General features: G+C 33.2%; 13 protein-coding genes. 6 read left to right on the top strand and 7 right to left on the bottom strand.

The window, feature by feature from the left end; all coding sequences use genetic code 11:
• Nucleotides 1-107: 107 nt before the first annotated feature.
• From AB674_RS00765 to AB674_RS22720, 5 genes are all read right to left on the bottom strand, one after another.
• Entirely contained in the window at nt 108-2,258 is a 2,151-nt protein-coding gene (locus AB674_RS00765; protein WP_047772979.1) for a peptidase domain-containing ABC transporter, read from the bottom strand.
• Between the two features lie 144 nt (nt 2,259-2,402).
• Nucleotides 2,403-2,921, bottom strand: coding sequence for a TlpA family protein disulfide reductase (locus tag AB674_RS00760; RefSeq protein WP_082210570.1), 519 nt, complete (start codon nt 2,919-2,921; stop codon nt 2,403-2,405).
• A gap of 7 nt (nt 2,922-2,928) precedes the next feature.
• Nucleotides 2,929-3,558, bottom strand: coding sequence for a hypothetical protein (locus AB674_RS00755; protein ID WP_047772976.1), 630 nt, complete (start codon nt 3,556-3,558; stop codon nt 2,929-2,931).
• On the bottom strand, nt 3,558-4,448 hold the full coding sequence (locus AB674_RS00750) for a hypothetical protein (RefSeq protein ID WP_047772974.1): 891 nt from the start codon (nt 4,446-4,448) through the stop codon (nt 3,558-3,560). The genes AB674_RS00755 and AB674_RS00750 overlap by 1 nt, the downstream gene beginning before the upstream one ends.
• Before the next feature lie 102 nt (nt 4,449-4,550).
• Nucleotides 4,551-4,721 carry a hypothetical protein gene (locus tag AB674_RS22720; protein WP_165579337.1) on the bottom strand — a complete coding sequence of 57 codons (171 nt, stop codon included), beginning with the start codon at nt 4,719-4,721 and terminating at the stop codon, nt 4,551-4,553.
• A 492-nt stretch (nt 4,722-5,213) separates the two neighbouring features.
• On the opposite strand from AB674_RS22720, the gene AB674_RS00745 reads away from it, so the two are divergent.
• The 3 genes from AB674_RS00745 to AB674_RS00740 all read left to right on the top strand — a co-directional run bounded on the left by AB674_RS00745 (nt 5,214) and on the right by AB674_RS00740 (nt 8,910).
• The gene (locus AB674_RS00745) at nt 5,214-6,917 is read left to right on the top strand and encodes a helix-turn-helix domain-containing protein (protein WP_047772972.1); all 1,704 of its coding nucleotides are present in this window, start codon (nt 5,214-5,216) and stop codon (nt 6,915-6,917) included.
• Nucleotides 6,918-7,023: 106 nt separating this feature from the next.
• Nucleotides 7,024-7,194: a ComC/BlpC family leader-containing pheromone/bacteriocin gene (locus tag AB674_RS22715; protein ID WP_165579336.1), complete on the top strand. Its 171-nt coding sequence runs from the start codon at nt 7,024-7,026 to the stop codon at nt 7,192-7,194.
• 54 nt (nt 7,195-7,248) lie between these two features.
• Nucleotides 7,249-8,910, top strand: coding sequence for a S8 family serine peptidase (locus AB674_RS00740; RefSeq protein ID WP_053004167.1), 1,662 nt, complete (start codon nt 7,249-7,251; stop codon nt 8,908-8,910).
• 164 nt (nt 8,911-9,074) lie between these two features.
• Here AB674_RS00740 and AB674_RS00735 read toward each other — a convergent pair whose 3' ends face one another.
• Together AB674_RS00735 and gldJ are read right to left on the bottom strand one after the other, a co-directional pair.
• Complete coding sequence (locus AB674_RS00735; RefSeq protein ID WP_047773267.1) at nt 9,075-10,358, bottom strand: UDP-N-acetylmuramoyl-tripeptide--D-alanyl-D-alanine ligase; 1,284 nt, start codon at nt 10,356-10,358, stop codon at nt 9,075-9,077.
• A gap of 115 nt (nt 10,359-10,473) precedes the next feature.
• Nucleotides 10,474-12,159 carry a gliding motility lipoprotein GldJ gene (gene gldJ, locus AB674_RS00730; RefSeq protein WP_047772969.1) on the bottom strand — a complete coding sequence of 562 codons (1,686 nt, stop codon included), beginning with the start codon at nt 12,157-12,159 and terminating at the stop codon, nt 10,474-10,476.
• Between the two features lie 213 nt (nt 12,160-12,372).
• On the opposite strand from gldJ, the gene porU reads away from it, so the two are divergent.
• The 3 genes from porU to cdd all read left to right on the top strand — a co-directional run bounded on the left by porU (nt 12,373) and on the right by cdd (nt 18,011).
• Nucleotides 12,373-16,209, top strand: a complete 3,837-nt coding sequence (gene porU / locus AB674_RS00725; RefSeq protein ID WP_047772967.1) for a type IX secretion system sortase PorU — start codon at nt 12,373-12,375, stop codon at nt 16,207-16,209.
• Between the two features lie 42 nt (nt 16,210-16,251).
• Complete coding sequence (gene porV, locus AB674_RS00720; RefSeq protein ID WP_047772965.1) at nt 16,252-17,451, top strand: type IX secretion system outer membrane channel protein PorV; 1,200 nt, start codon at nt 16,252-16,254, stop codon at nt 17,449-17,451.
• Between the two features lie 77 nt (nt 17,452-17,528).
• The gene (cdd, locus tag AB674_RS00715; RefSeq protein WP_047772964.1) at nt 17,529-18,011 is read left to right on the top strand and encodes a cytidine deaminase; all 483 of its coding nucleotides are present in this window, start codon (nt 17,529-17,531) and stop codon (nt 18,009-18,011) included.
• Nucleotides 18,012-18,057 lie beyond the last annotated feature (46 nt).

Here is an 18,057-nt window from a genome sequence, read left to right as displayed (position 1 = left end):
TTTAGAGAATTTACAAAATCTTATTACAGAAAAACCGATGTAGAATTAAAGATCACGACCTAAGCCACAATTTTCAGTGTTCATTAAATTTAAATGTATGACCTTTTTTATTCCCGCCAATAGTCACTATAAAAATTAGCAGTTTCAATTAATTCTTTATGACTTCCTTTAACTAAAACCGTTTTGTTTTCAAGTACATAAATTTCATCAGCTATTTTTTTCAATGTGTTCAAACGATGCGATATAAAGAAAATAGCACAAGTGGGTTTTATTTTTGCTAATAAATTCATCGAGAAATTTTCTGTATTTCTATCCATTGCTGAAGTAGCTTCATCAAGAATTAAAAACTGCGGTTTCTTATACAATACTCTGGCTAAAGCTATAATCTGCTTTTGCCCTCCTGATAAATTAATACCTTCTTCGCCTACAATAGTTGACAATCCTTGTGGTAATTGATTAAAATAAGCTTCAAAACCATACTCTGCTAGAAAAGAAACTATATTTTCCGGGGTTTCAGTTGTTCCCAGTAAAATATTATCGATAACATTTCCATTAAAAATACTAATTTCTTGCGGTACTACTCCTATCAGGCTTCGATAGTTTTGCAAGTTAATATCTGACAAATGGTATTGATTGTTAATGATAATATCTCCTTTTTCAAAATTATAAAAACGTTGCAGTATTTGACCGATTGTACTTTTACCACCCCCACTTTCTCCTACAATGGCAGTTAGCTTCCCTTTTTCTAAAACTATATTTACATTCGAAAATAATTCACTCCGTCCCGCAAAACGAAAAGAAAGATTGTTAAGGGAAATTGTTTGAATTTCATCGATTGAGACACCTTCTTCTTTTTCCTTTTCCATAGAAGCAAATTCAAACATTCGATTGAACGCAATTTTTGCTTCGTTTATTGGTATTGCTATCAATGCCAAATTTGTAATTGACGGCAATAAAGAACTTACAATTCCTAATATGGCCATTAATTCTCCCAGTTTAATTTCTTTGTTAAAAACCTGAATCGAAGTGTAAATTAATACTCCTGTCAAAAAGAAAACACTAGCTAAACCAGATTGCCACGAAAGGCTAATATTGATTTTCCCCAAGTTGAATAATTTATCTTGGAGGTTTCCGAAAACTAATTCATTGGCTTTACTAAAGACGGCTTGCTTGTTGTCATTTTTTATGGTTGAAATACCTTGAATTGTGTTAATATAATTACTTTCATTTATGGCATAACTTTGCATTACTCCTTTTTGGGATTCAATAATAACTTTGTTGATCCTGTAAATAATACAAAAGTAAATAGGTAGTATTAAAAGAGAAATTAAACCTAGTTCCCAGGAATATCTAAATAAGAAAACTAATGAAATTAGAACAACTAAAACATCAATAACTAAGCTGCTGGCCAGCATTTTGATTACTCTTTGTACCCTTTGTGCATCATTTAGTCGGGCTACCAATTCTCCTATTTTTCGAGTATCAAAAAAGGATTTAGGAAGACTGAGTAAAGAAGAATAAAACTGATTATTAATGCGGTTGTTGAAGTCTTTAGATTGTTGCAATAAAAAAAATTCCCGTAAAACTGAAAGTCCAACCCTAGCCAAAAGTAATATAGTCAATAAAACAATTGCGGAGATTAGTTTGTTGATATTATGTGAAGGTAAAATATTATCAATTAATTTTTGAGAAAACAATGACATTACCATTCCTAAGCCCGCCACAAAAACACCAAGTATAACACTGATAAATAGCGCTTTATAATCCGCCTCCAGTAAGTTCACAAACCACTTTTGCCTGGCATTTTTAAGTTGGGCTTCTTTGATGAAATTTTCATTGGGTTTCAAGGTTAGACAACTTTTAGAAACCCAAATTTTATCTAATGCAGCAACAGATAAATAGTAAATCCCTCGACCTGGATCACCAATCAGAAAGCCTTTTTGAATATCATACTGATAGCAAACCACATAATGTTGTTGTTTCTCTTCCATTAAAACATGAAGAATAACTGGCTCTTTGTGGTCAATTAGTGCTTGTACATCAGCTTGACAACCTTCGGCGTCGAAACCAAATTGGTTCGCTCCTTGATATAAACCAAGCAGTGTAGTACCTTGTTTGTTGGTACCGCTCAACTCACGGAGTTTATCTATAGATTGTAAACCGCCATATAATTTTATAACAGATAGTAAACAGGCTACACCACAATCAGACTGATCCAGCTGTAGCGTGTGGGTTTTCTTAATGTGTTTTTGATTCATAATCCTCTCCCTCGAGGCCTCTCAAACGAAGAAGGTCTCAATACAGGGGTATTTTAAGTTAATATCTTTTATTGCAATTAAAATTGGTTCATTTCAATTGCCTATATTTCTTTCCTTTCCAAGTTTGCGTTATTCCTGTTTAGGCTAAGGGGTCAATTTCTTTAGTATTGTCGCTACTTGAGTTTGCCCTTTTATCTTCTCAATAAGTTGTTGGTTTTTATTATATAAAACTAAGCAGGGCAAAGATTTTACGTCAAAGCTAGTAGCGAAAGTAACATTAGTGTCAGATACAAAATGAATGTTGTCATGGTTTAAAAGACTGTGTTTTTGAGCAAAAGATTTTATTTGTTTTACTTGTTCGAATGAGACAAAAACAACTTGAATTAAACTCAACTTTTCAATGTTTTCTTGAATCATTTGAGCCTCTTCGTTGCAAAATTCGCAGTCGCTGTTAAAATAAACAAAGAGTACAGCAATATCTGTTTTTAAATTTTTATTAGTAAATGCAACACCGTTTAAATCTTGATAATTAAAAGCCGGAATGGTTTTAATATGTTCTGCTAATTCCTTTTTGTGGTTGATTTTGGAAATTATATTATAAACCATAAATGAAAGAAAACTTACAAGTAAAAGAAGGAGTATAATTTTCGAATATTTTCTCATAATGTTTTTATGAATAATTTAAAGTAAGAAACATCGTTACAGTTACCCAGAGTAGCAATGCACTACCATAGCTAGACGCTACAATTAGTAATCCTCGTTTACTATTAGTTTCAGTGATTTTACCAATATAACAGGCAAGAACCAACCAGTAGATCAATTCAAACAGATTAAGTGTCTGCAAGGGATAGAAAAACCAATTCTCTACATTTTTATAACCAATTGCATTTAAAACTGATAGTGAAGAAAAGTTTTGAATGTCTGAATAAGTATGATTAGTTTGAATGAACTTAAAATAAATAATTTCATATAAAACCGGCAACAGAAATATAAATTCTGCTTTGATACAAAAAGTTAATATCTGCTTAAATTTAATTTTTAAATCAACCAAAAAACAGCCAAAAAACAAGAACAAAGCAATTATAGTAACTTTTGTAATGATATTGATTGGAACGAAAATATAATTTAAATACTCTTTTGACTGAGAAGAAGTAATAAATTTGTCTATCTGTTTTTGAGATATAGATTTTGAAAGTGATTGAATTTCCAAAGCCTTTAAGTCAAGGATATTTTGATGAAATGTTGTAAACAGGATAGCAGCTATGCATAAAACAACAAAAAGTATAATTGGATTTCTCATTAATCATTAAATACTTCGATCCCGAAGGACGCGTTTGGATAGTTTTTAAATTTGTCAAAGCTCTCAAAATCCTTTTTTAAATTTTCTGTATTACTCCAGGTGTTTTTTTTCAGTCGGCTTTTTATAAAAGTTAAAGGCTCGTTAATTGCATCGTTGTATTCTATACTTGTGTCACTCCAATTTTCTTTGTTTTCAATAAATTCTCCGGTTTTTTCATCAAGAATACCCAACCACTCGACTCCTACAAAAGCGCCCTCTGCAGGCAATTCTATCCCATACATTGAAATGTCGACTTCAACAATTCCTTTGGTCTTTCCATTGAGATACTTTATAATGTTTTCTGTAAGTATTTCTTCTCCGGGATATATTTTACCCGTTGCCTTTTTATAAAAATGAATTCTTATTGCTGTTTTATATTTTTCACTTCGTTTAATTTTAAACAAAAATGATTTTATAAATTTTTCTTTCTCGCTGGGATTTTCAACAAAGGCGCACACTTGCATTCCCTTTGCTCCAGAAATGCCGATTTTCTTTTTGAATTTTGAATATCCATATAATAGAACATCCTTTTTCTTAGGTATCACAACTTCGTCAAGACTAATTATCTTTTTTGTTAAATAAATGGTGTCTTTTATTGATTCCATACTTATTGATTTATTTTCATAACCAATACACGATACTTCAATACGATCGAATGAATTAGTATCTTTTATATCAATAAGTCCACTTTCATTTGAATAATTAGAATTAATAATATTGTCAGCTTTAAAATAATTTATATTGGCAAAAGAGATAGGTTTACTACTGTCTCTGTCAAAAATATAAACTCTTTGAGCATGTACATTATGTAGACTGAAATAGAGCAAGAAATAAAAAATGTATTTTTTCATTTAAGGGATTGTATTAAAACTAAAAAAAATGCAAAAGTTGATATTTAAGAATGTAAGAAAGGATGCCAATTGATTTTTGGCACCCCTATTGAAACTTTTATCTTAACACGCAACTATATTGTATTCAACTTCAACAACCATCCAAAATATGTAATGTGAATTAGATATTGTTTGGAATCCTTCACTACAACCTCCTACACTGTGCCATCCTCCTTCACCCCAAAATTTTCCGCCCTCTAAAGTTTCCATTTGATTTAACTGTAATTTTTTCATAATCGTAATTTTAATAATTAATAATGATTTTATCTTGCTTTTTTTGGTTGGTTGGTTCTAAACATGGCTACTTAACCAACACTTCAAAAAAGTAACCTGTTTTTTGCTTGCAAGCGATTTATTTAAAAAATTGTTCCTTCGCAATTGGCCTTTTTAACAAAGTACTAAAGTATTAAATACTAATTTTAATTGATTTTATTCTCGGTTCGAAAAGAGACATTCGAAATAAAAGAGAAGTTGTATTACTTCTTGTTTATTTTGTTGTAGCAAATGTAGAATGTGGTTTTGAGTTGCACAAATTTTGTATATATCAATTCAGGAATTGGTAGTTTCAATTTAGGAATTGACCTATCTTACCTATACAAATACACTGATTTACAGAAGATTAATTATTTTTATTACATTAAAAAGAAACACTTTATAGTTCTAAATATTATAAATGAGACGATTATTTAAATAAGTACATTTACGATTCAAAAAAAATGTAGTTATATGTGCAACAAAAAATTGTTCCTGGTTATTCATTTACTTTTATACAATATTATTATAGCTCAAAATTTAACACAGATACCTGATTCCTTAAAAAAAACCAGTTACGATACTTTTAGAGAAAAAATTTATACCGATCCTAATAGCCGTTTTACCCGTAATTATATTTATGCTAAATCATATTTATTAAAAGCAAAAAGCGAAAAAAATACAAGAGAGACTATTTATGGTTATGATTTACTTGCAGAAATTTTTGAAGATTTCGATCAATCAATTAAGTATTCTGACACTTCCATAGCTTTAGCTAACAAAAAATATCCCAAAGCACTTCCCTATCTTTATTCAACAAGAGGCTACATTTTCTATAATAAGAAAAGATTAAAAGAATCTTTAAATTGCTTTTTAATTGCTATAAAGGATACTGCTAATCTTTCTCCGAAGCTAGTTAATGATATGAATTATTCAATCGGTCTTATAAAGAAAACACAGGGTCATTATAGCGAAGCAATTCCTATATATCAAAAATGTGTGGAGAAGGCCTATCAGAATAAAGAGGATAATTATTTAAGATATGTTTTAGGACTTGCAGAACTATATAATAGAATAGGCAAAACTGATGAGTCTGAAAATCTCACAAAAAAAGGTATTAATGCTTGTCGGGATTATGATTTTGGAAATTTTTATTTGCCTTATTTTATTTCAAATAGGGGGAAAAATTATTTGCAACGAAAAAAATACAATACTGCCATACTAGATTTAAAAATTGCTTTAAGAACTTTTGAAAAAAATAATGATTTTTCTAATTATGCTGAAAATTGTTTTTATATAGGAGAGTCTTACACAAAACTGAATCAAAGTAATGATGCCGTACTATTTTATAAAAAAGTAGATTCAATATTTAAAGTAAAAAATGACATTTCATTACTTACTATTCCTGCATATAAAGAAATTATTGCATACTACAAGGGTAAAAACAATTATAAGAAAGTTATTTATTATTCCGATCAATTTATAAAAGCAGATAAACTGTTGGATGATGATTATAAATATATTACTTCCACAATTGCAAAGAAATATGATATTATTGAAGTAATATCTCTTAAGCAAAAGATGATTTCGTCTTTAAATAAAGAAAAGTTTTCCTTACAAACTATAATATTATTCTTGTTTTCAGGAATTATGATGCTTTTTATTCTCTTATATCTAAATAATAAAAAAAGGAAAAAAGAAGTTGAAAAACAAAAGCAATTGTTTGAATCCTATAGAAGAGATAGGGAACAACAAATGATTATTAACAAAGAGTCCTTACTACCTGTTACTAAAAAAGCATCAATAACAAATATGGATGAAAGTATGATCGCTTATATATTAGATTGTCTTCAAAAATTTGAATTAGAACTAAAATATATAGAAAAAGAATACACAATTGAAATACTTGCATCTGAGTTCAAAACAAATTCTAAATATTTATCTCAAGTTATTAATTCAATAAAAGAGATTCCTTTTACGAGGTATATTAACAATTTAAGAATAGAGTACATCCTTGATAAATTAGAAAATGACAAAAAAACTTTAGAGTACACAATACAGGCTCTATCTGAAATATGCGGTTATAACAGTGTTCAAACTTTCACAAGAGCTTTTACAACCTATACAAAAATGAAGCCTTCCAACTTTATTAAACAGCTAAAAATCAACAACAATTAAAGAAAACATTCTATCAATTCCTGAATTGATAAAACAAGTTTTTTGATTAATTGTTTTGAACTTATAGATTTGCTTAAATTTAATAATAATAATAATAATAATAATAATGAGAAAAGTAACAAACAATTTATCTTCGTTTGAAGAGTTCAAACTAGAAAATCTAAAATCTATTATTGGAGGTAATTCAGAAAACAATGAGGGTGGAGGTGGACCAATTGATCCAATAAAAAGACCAACAAATGGAGGAGGTGGCCGTGATGACCGTCCAGAATCTTAAACAATGGTTCTCCTAAGGAGAACCTATTTTTCAAACGCAATTATAAAGCTATTTATGAATAATTATCTTTTTATCTTTTATTTTTTATTAATATCTTCTAATGTTTTTTCACAACAAGAAAGCAGGTTTATAATAGCTCCTAGTGTTATTTATAAAAACGCCTTACCTATTAAGGTTAGAGATTGCTGGCATAATCTCGACATAGAAAAAGATACGTTAGCAGGGACAAGTCTTATTAGAACCTATGAGGAGCTAATCAAGGGTAGAACAGGAAAAGAAGTTATCGTAGCAGTAATAGATACGGATATAGATATCAATCATGAAGATTTGAAATCTGCTATTTGGATTAATAAAAATGAGATTCCAAATAATGGAATTGATGATGACAAAAATGGATATATAGATGATGTTAACGGCTGGAATTTTTTAGGCAATAAAAATGGGAAAAGTATTTCATATGCTAATACAGAACCAACAAGAGTATTGAAGATGCTAAAAAAGAGATATGGTTCGTTTAATAATTTTAAAAGAAACAAAAAAGATTCACTACTCTATATAAAAGCAACAAATTTTTACAAGGAAGATTTGGCACAAATTGATACTTTGAAAAAATATGCTTCCCTAAATTTAATAGAATTTAGAGAAAGCTCAAAAAAGTTAACAGAATTCTTTGGCAAGAGTACATTCACCTATCCTCAAGTTGATAGTATATATAAAACAAACAGAAAAGAGAACCCGCAACTGGTACCAAGTTTGTTGTCTATGAGAAATTTTCTTCGTTTAGGATTATCCTATGAAGTTCTAAAAAGCGATAGTTTAAAAGTGGTTGAGAAATACAGAACCACTTATAACCCTCAGTATTATGACAGGGCTATAATTGGAGACAATGAGTTAGATTTAAACGACAATAGTTATGGTAATAATAATGTTTCAAAAAATGCAAAATTAACCTATCATGGGACTATTGTAAGTGGAATTTTAGGAGCAACCAGATCAAATAATATCGGAATAGGGGGCTTTAGCGATCAAATCAAAATCATGCCCATATTAGCGGTACCAACAGGAGGATATGAAAATGATAAGGATATTGCACTAGCCATAAAATATGCTGTTGACAATGGCGCTAAAATTATTAATATGAGTTTTGGCAAAACATTTAGTGCAAATCCTAAGTGGATTAAAAATGCTTTTTTATACGCCCAAAAAAATGATGTATTACTAATTGCCGGTTCAGGAAATGACGCCAGTGATAATGATCTAAAACCTTTTTATCCTATTGATTACGATGAAAATACAGGAAAAGAATTTTGCCAAAATTTCATTAAAGTTGGAGGTATTACTTTTAACGGTGATAAAAAATTCGTGGCAAGTTTTTCAAATTATGGAAAAAAAACAGTAGATCTTTTTGCTCCCGGTTTTTTTCTAAAAACGACCGATGCTAATACTGGCTATTCCTATCGAGACGGAACCTCAATGGCAAGTCCCATTACAAGCGGGGTAGCAGCTTTAGTTCGCTCTTATTATCCTAAATTAACTGCCATTCAAGTCAAACAGATTTTATTGGATTCTGCCGTACAGTACGATTTAAAAGTATTGGTGCCAGGCGAAAATGAAGAAACGCTAAGATCTTTTAATGAACTTTCAAAGTCGGGTGGAGTTGTAAATGCTTATAATGCCATACAGCTTGCTGACAAAATGAGCAAAAAAACTAAATAAAAAATATCGAATTACTACCAAGCGAAAGGTGGATTAACAATAAAGAAACAAGCTTGTAAACTATTAATTTTGCTCTTTGTTCAATATTTTATACCAAATTACTAATCGGGTTAAGTAATAAAAGAGAATGCCATCATTAACTGATGGCATTCTCTTTTATTCATTTAAATATAATCCAAAGTACGCTCCAATGCCATTCCTCTGGAGCCTTTGATCAAAATAGTGTGATCTTCCAGTTTAACCGATTTTAAAAAGTCTGCAAAAGCATCAAAGGTTTCAAAAAAACGAACCTTCTCGTTTGAAATTTTATGCAGATAAAAAGCTTTTCCGATTAAATAACAGACAGATTGATCTTGACCGACCACAGCATCCACAATAATTTTATGTTCTTGCTCACTTTCATTTCCAAGTTCAAACATATCTCCCAAAATCATTATTTTGTTCTGATTGTCCAGTTGTATGAAATTGGCAATTGCAACGGCCATACTACTTGGATTCGCATTATAAGCATCTAATATAATCTGATTGGATCCTTTTTTTAGTAATTGCGATCTGTTATTGTCGGGTGTATAAGCTTCAATAGCCGATTTTATATCACTATCAGCTACTTTAAAATAAGTACCGATCGCCACTGCAGCATTGATATTATTAGCATTATAAAGTCCAATCAAATTCGATTGGACAGCAAATCCGTCATAACGAATCGCTACAAAAGGATTGGCCTCTACACTCCTGATTTTAATGTCAGCCTGTTCTTTGTTAAGACCAAAAGTAAACGATTGAATGGCTTTAGACTTATCGACCTGAATAGGGTCTTCCAGATTTATAAAAGCTGTTTTTTTATTCTTAACGAGATATTCATACATCTCACTTTTACCTTGTATCACGCCTTCAACTCCACCGAAACCTTCTAAATGCGCTTTCCCAAAATTGGTTATATAGCCATAATCCGGTTGTGCGATTTCACACAAAAAGGCAATTTCCTTTTTATGATTAGCTCCCATTTCAACAATCCCGAGTTCTGTTTCCTTTGTAAAGGACAAAATCGTTAAAGGCACCCCAATATGATTATTCAGATTTCCGATGGTCGCTTTTGTTCTGAATTTTTTAGACAAAACTACATTTATAAGCTCTTTTGTGGTCGTTTTACCATTACTACCCGTTAAAGCAACAACTGGTAATCCTAAATAAGTACGGTGAAATTTTGCTAATTCCTGCAAGGTTTCCAGGCTATTCTCAACCAGTATTGTTCTTTCGTCAATAAAGTAAGCAGCATTGTCAATAACAACAAACAAAGCCCCTAAATCAAGAGCCTGTTGCGTAAACGTATTGGCATCAAAATTCTCTCCTTTGATGGCAAAAAACATAGAATTTGCTTCAATTTTTCTCGTATCGATTGAAACAGATTTACATTGTAAAAACAAATTATGAATGTCCTGAATATTCATATATAAAATTTTAAGGGTCATAAAAATAGAAAAAAAACATAAAAAAATTCCAAATTCCATACTGAAATATTCAGCATTTGGAATTTGGAACTTTTTATATTGAAATTTCTAAAACTTAGTTTCTAGGCGATTTTCTTTTTTCGGCTTTTGAACCTACTCTAGACATTGCACATCTAAATCCGATGTAATCAGTTGCCATATCCTGAGGGAAATATCTTCTTTGAGCAGGATCTAACCAATACGCTCTATCTCTCCAAGAACCACCTTTGTAAACTCTCACTTTATCATCGATTAAAGTAGTACGTTTACTAGTGTTATCATATTTTCTAATCATTTTACCTAAACTATCAGTAGTGATATTATGTTTTGGTGAGTTGTACATTGCTTGATCAGCTTTTGCACCAGATTCAGAATCTCCAAAGTCAAAATATTTAGATGATTGTTTATCACCATCTCTATAGTTGATATTGTCGCTTGTACTGAAATTAGTTCTCAAATATGTTTCGTTTTCATCAACTGGTACTTGAGCAATTTCACCAGGAAGGTTTCTTGCTACAACTTTACCATTACTTAAAGTATCGTATTTGATATTGTCTTTCGTAATAATTTCAAGTTTACCGTCTTTACCAATTTTGTTTTTAGCATATTGATTTCCTCTATAGTAGTTAAAATCATTCGCCTCATTATCAATAATAGGTCTGTAAACGTCAGCTACCCATTCTGCAACGTTACCTGCCATGTCGTACAATCCGAAATCATTTGCAGCATAACTTTTTACAGAATTTGTAATATCTGCACCATCATCTGACCAACCAGCAATTCCACCGTAATCACCGTTTCCTTGTTTAAAGTTAGCCAATTGATCTCCTTTATTTTTACGTTTAGAAGAACGTGTATAATCTCCGGACCAAGGATATTTCTTTTGTCCTTTATATATATTGTATTCTCTTTGTCCAACATCAGCTGCAGCAGCGTATTCCCACTCTGCTTCTGTAGGAAGTCTGTACTCCGGTAAAATAACACCTGAAGAACGTTGTGCGTATACATTTTTAGCATCCGGAACTACACCGTCTTTCCCTGCTTTTAATTTTCTACCACTTGGATTTTTCTTCAACACCAATTCTTCATTACCACCGTAAGTAGTAGATGGTGATGCAAGGTAAGCTTCTGTATTAAACAAACTCTCAGCACTTACATCCTGAGTTTTAGCTCCTTTTTTAAGATATCCGTCTTTTTCTAAAACAGCTTCGTTTACACGGTCTGTTCTCCATTTACTAAATTCAACAGCCTGAATCCAGTTCACACCAACTACTGGGTAGTTTGCATAAGATGGGTGTCTTAAATAGTTATTAGTCATCGTTTCGTTGTATCCTAAACGATTTCTCCATACTAAAGTATCAGGAGATGCTCCTTCGTAAATGTTTTTGTAATTTTCTTCTGTTGGTGGGAAAACTTTCTTAAGCCATTCCAGGTACTCTAAATACATACCGTTGGTAACTTCTGTTTCATCCATATAGAATGACTGAACGTGTTGTTGAGTTGGTGTGTTATTCCAATCGTGCATAACATCATCCTGTACTTTACCCATAGTAAATGTACCTCCTTCAACAAAAACCAAACCAGGACCTGCCTGTTGTTTTTTGCCTGCGTTTCTGGCTGCAGTTCCATTCTGACTATCTACATCCCAACCAGTAGCTCTGGAAGCGTGACTGGAACTCGATTTTTTGCTACAACTAGCCGTGCCTAACATCAATACCATTGACATCATTAATTGCAAGGCTACAATTTTGTTTACTTTCATACTCATTCTTAGGTGATAAATTTAGGTGCTGCAATATAATAATTAACATTTAATTAGCAACATCTGTTCTAATAATTTTATTTAGCTGTTTTTTACCAGAAAATAACCTATAGTTACGAACGCAAAAATATACTTTTTATTATTTACTATAACATGAAATACTATATTTTTACTTACTAAAATATTTTAAAAATAATCACGTTTTTTCAGTCTATGAAACAAGTCTTATTTCTATACCTGCTACTCCTCTCATTTGCATCATTTTCCCAGACAAACGGGAGCTTTACACTAGATTGGAAAAGCAAAAAAGAGACGGGCATTGGCGACAATAAAATCGTTATTCCTTTCTTTTCGGGAGCGGCATTCCGGTTTGATACTACTAAAAAAAACATAACATTACTTCTTAGTTTAGGAGAATCCAACTACTCAAACACCAATTCGCTTCAGGTTACGAATGTGGTATACGAACCAATTTCGATTTCGGAACTAGGAGATTTAACACTCGAAAACATCCCTGCCAAGCTAAACGAAACGCTGGAAATCGCTTCGGCACGTGATAAAAAGCAAGCTTTCATCGCACTTTATCCAATTATAAAAGAAGGAAACAGCTTCAAACGTGTCCGCTCTTTTTCGTATTCAATAAACAACACTACATCCAGAAATAGTAACTCTTCCTCTTTTCAAAAATCAAGCGGAATACAAAATTCGGTTTTAGCGACAGGGGACTGGTATCGCTTTTATATCGAAAAATCAGGCATTTACAGCATCTCCAAATCGTTTTTACAAAGCTTAGGTTTTGATGCCGGAAAAGTCGACCCGAGGCGAATCAAAATCTACGGAAACGGGGGCCGAATGCTTCCTCTCGCCAACAACATTTACTATCCTGATGATTTAACCGAAAATGCAATTCTGGTTATTGGAGAAAATGACGGTACTTTCGATAATGATGATCACATTCTTTTTTATGGTGAAGGAGTAGACAACTGGAACACGGAAAGCCAAACAAATTCGAATGTCTTTGATACAAAATCGTACTATTATATTACCATCAGTGGTGGAGACGGGAAGCGAATTCCAACTGCCAATCAACCAACAAATAACAGCACCTTAGAATTAAGCACCTATGACGACTATCAATACCATGAAATTGACAAAATAAACATTGCCCACACCGGTCGTCAATGGTACGGAGAAGCATTCGACATCGACACCGAGCAGGAATTCAATTTTAACTTCCCCAATCTTGAAACGACAACTCCTATAAAAATACAGCTAAACGCAGCTTCAGCAGCCTATACAGCCACTTCATTTAAAATTTCTGCAAATGAACAAAACATCGGCACTCTTAACTTTAACAGCTTAGGATCGGATCCTGATTTAAAATTTTTCAGCGCTCAACTTCCTCAAAACACTTCTTTTTTAGGCAGTGAAAATGTAAAAATAAAACTAACGTACATCAATAATGGTGTGCCCGGATCAAAAGGATACCTGGATTACATCAACTTAGTAGCCAAAAGAAAACTACTGGGAACCGGAAAACAATTTAGATTTCAATATGACTTAGCCGGTTCAACAGCAGGAATCGTAAATTACACTATTGGCAATGCCGCAGGAATCGCGCAAATTTGGGATATTACAGACCTATATAATGTATCGAAAATTGAAAACCCAAATCTGACTAATTTTAGCTTCAAAGCCTCACTGGGAGAAATACGAAAATACATCACACTTGTTCCTGCCGATTATTACAGTCCATCAAAAGAAAACCAATCCAAAATCGGCAATCAAAATTTAAAAGGAACTCTTTTAAAGAACAACCAAAATGTTTTTCAGGACATCGATTATGTCATCGTTACCCCACGATTTTTACTTTCACAAGCTGAAAATCTGGCCAACTTTCACCGCAACAATTCCAATCTAAGTGTAAAAGTAATCGCATTGGAAAACATCTATCAGGAATTCTCTTCCGGAAAGCAGGATATTGCGGCAATCAGAAACTGCATTAAATACATTTACGATAATGCTTCTTCACCTGAAAAAAAGATAAAATACCTGAATTTATTTGGTGACGCTTCTTTTGATTATAAAAACCGCACCCGAAACAACAACAATATTGTACCTATATATCAATCTTTAATAAGCAACACAACCGGAGAAGCCTCCTTTGCATCTGATGATTTTTTTGGACTAATGGATCCCAACGAAGGAAACCTGACTTCTTTTGCTAAAGGGATCGATATAGCCGTTGGACGAATGTTGGTTTCCGACAATGGTCAGGCGCAGGAAATGGTTAATAAAGTTCTAGAATATCACAATATTAAGTCTTTTGGAAACTGGAGAAATAACTTTGTCCTAATCAGCGATGATGCAGACAAAAGTTCAGATGCCTCTTTACAAGCCAGACAAAACAGTTTAGCAGATGTTATTGCTACTGAAAAACCATTTTTCAACATTGACAAAATCTTCCTTGACTCTTATACACAGGAAGCTTCTTCAGGTGGATCGAGATATCCAAAAGCAAGAACAGATTTTTTTAATGCTTTCGAAAAAGGAGCTTTGGTATTTAATTATCTTGGTCACGGTGGAGAAGATGGTCTGGCAAGTGAACGCATTTGGGAAAAAGCAGACGGACAAAACCTAAACAATCAATACAAATACCCCTTATTTATCACCATCACCTGTGACTTCTCCCGATTTGACGACCCTACCAAACCAACGGCAGGAGAATACGTCTTCTGGAATCCCAGAGGAGGTGCCATTTCGATGCTTACCACTATTCGCGCCATTGGTCAATTTAATGCTGAAAACTTCAATGACAATCTGAGCAGAAACTTACTTGCTTACGGATCCAATCAATATACAACCATTGCCGAAACACTGCGAATTTCTAAAAATGATACCCCTAGTTCCTCCAGTAACGTAATTTTGTACTTAGGCGACCCGGCTTTGATGTTAGCCATTCCAAAACCTAAAATTAATTTAACAAAAGTAAACGATATTGTTATCTCACAACCGATTCCTGATTTAAAGTCCCTATCAAAAATCAAACTTACGGGTGAAATAACCGATGAAAACAACAATCTGTTAAGCAATTATAACGGAGAATTATCTACCGCTATTTTTGACAAACTAATTACAACCACCACTTTAAACAACGATGGTTTCAGCCCTCCCATGTCATTTAAAATCCTTGGTGAAACGATTTTCAGAGGAAATGCCTCTGTTAAAAACGGACAATTCGAATTTAGCTTTATCGTGCCCAGAGACATCAGAATCCCTGTTGACAATGGCCGAATTAGCTTTTATTCCAAAAAAGAAGGCCTTCCGGAAAACCAAACCGGCTTTAACAATACCATTAAAATTGGCGGTGTAAATGAAAATGCACCACAGGACAATATAAGTCCAAAAGTTAAGTTATATATGAACGATGAAACATTTGTTTCGGGTGGAATTACAAATAGTTCTCCTTTTCTATTGGCGTTTCTGGAGGACGAAAATGGTATAAATACCGCGAGCGGAATTGGTCATGACATTATAGCCATTTTAGATGGTGATGTTAGCAATCCATTCGTATTAAATGATTACTATCAAACCAAATTAGACGATTATACAAATGGAAACCTGCGTTTCCCTTTACGAAATTTAGCTGCCGGAATGCACACTATAAGCTTTACGGCATGGGACGTTTACAACAATCCCATAACAAGCGAAATACAATTTATAGTAGTTGGAGACGAATCTCTGACACTGTCACACGTTCTTAATTACCCCAATCCATTTTCGACCTACACTCAATTTTGGTTTTCACACAACAGACCTTACGAGCCTTTAGAAGCTCAGGTTCAGGTAATGACTATTACCGGAAAAGTTGTTTGGACAAAAAATCAAATCATTACCACTGAAGGATTTTTATCAAGAGAAATAACCTGGGACGGAAAAGATGATTTTGGCGACAAAATCGGAAAAGGTGTTTACATTTACAAACTGACCGTAAAATCTACCTTAACAAATAAAAAGGCAGAAAAATATGAAAAGCTTGTCATTTTGTAAAAATTTCTATATTTGTATCGTAATCATATTTTAGTTCAATAAATGAAAAAAATAGCGCTCTTCTTAATTTGTTTTTTAGTTCTTTCACAGGTAAAAGCTCAGGAAATTGTTCCAATTACAACTGGAGTTCCATTTTTATTAGTTGCAGCAGATGCCAGAGCAGCCGGTCTGGCGGATCAGGGTGTTGCCACATCAGCTGATGTTTTCTCTCAACAATGGAATCCTGCCAAGTATGCCTTTTCAGAAGACAAACAAGGCTTCTCTATCAGTTACACTCCTTATTTAACAGATTTAGCCAACGATATTTCCCTTGGGCAAGTAACGTACTACAACAAAATTAACGAACGAAGTGCTTTTGCCGGTAGTTTGCGTTATTTTGGTTTTGGAGATATTGAACTAAGAGCTAATCCAAACGATGATCCAAACATTGTGTCCCCAAATGAATTTGCTTTAGACGGATCTTATTCCTTAAAATTAAGTGATGAATTTTCAATGGCGGTTGCAGCAAGATACATACGCTCTAACTTAAAAATTGCTTCGGAAAATATTGATGCATCAGCAGCAGGTTCATTCGCTGTAGACGTTGCCGGATTTTATCAGTCAGAGGAAATTGCTTACAACACTTTTAACGGAAGATGGAGAGGTGGTTTTAACATGCAAAACATAGGTCCAAAAATAAGCTACGACCATGACAACATAAGCTCTAACTTTTTACCTGCCAACCTGCGTCTGGGTGGTGGTTTCGATTTTATTCTTGATGATTACAACAAAATTGGCGTTAGTGTCGAATTTACAAAACTTTTAGTTCCAACTCCTCCGGGACCAGGAACTCCATTTGACGCTAATGGTGACGGAGACTTTACCGATCCGGGAGACATTGACCAAGCTGAAGCAAACGCTATAAACTATAAAAACTACAACGACATTGGTTGGGTTTCGGGAATCTTTAAATCTTTTGGAGATGCACCGGGTGGCTTTAGCGAAGAATTAAAAGAAATCACCTATAGTATAGCCGGAGAATACCTGTATCAGGATTCGTTCGCCATACGAACAGGTTACTTTCACGAAAGCCCTGAAAAAGGAGGCCGTCAGTTCTTCTCTTTGGGAGCAGGTTTTAAGTATAGCGCCGTAAAAGTTGACGTCTCTTACTTATTTTCAGCTTCAAAAGTTAAAAATCCGTTAGAAAATACACTTCGTTTCTCTTTAACCTTTAACTTTGGTGACAAATACGAAGTATACTAAACGAAAATAAATTAAAAGAATAACAACAATCCAAATTTCTACTTTTAGGAATTTGGATTTTTTTTCCCATAAAAAGAATGAAAGAAATAAACTTTACCTCCTCATTTTTATCTTATGATTCATTTGAAGAACTTCCAACAGACATTCAGGAATTAATGAATCAGGCAGTCGAAATTCGCAAAAAAGCGTATGCCCCTTACTCTCAATTTAAAGTTGGAGCCGCCTTATTACTGGATAATGGAAAAATAGTTCTGGGATCTAACCAGGAAAACGCCGCATATCCGTCAGGATTATGTGCAGAACGTGTGGCTATATTTCATGCGGGAAGTGTTTATCCTGAAGCCAAAATTTTGAAGATAGCGATCTCAGCTGCGTCCGATACGAATCAGACAAAAGCGCCAATTCCTCCTTGTGGGTCTTGCAGGCAATCAATTGCCGAATATGAAATCAAACAAGACACTCCAATTGAGATTTATTTCATGGGTGAAATTGGAGCGATTTACAGATCGGCATCCCTAAAAAACTTACTCCCTTTTATGTTCGATAAAAAGTTCTTGTAAAAAAAGCCCAAAAAGTGCCTTTTAAATTTTAGTTCTTAAACGGAAT

Origin of the sequence: Flavobacterium sp. ABG (assembly GCF_001027725.1) — a bacterium.
GTDB classification, from domain to species: domain Bacteria; phylum Bacteroidota; class Bacteroidia; order Flavobacteriales; family Flavobacteriaceae; genus Flavobacterium; species Flavobacterium cupriresistens.
This window is presented reverse-complemented; position numbering and strand designations above follow the sequence as displayed.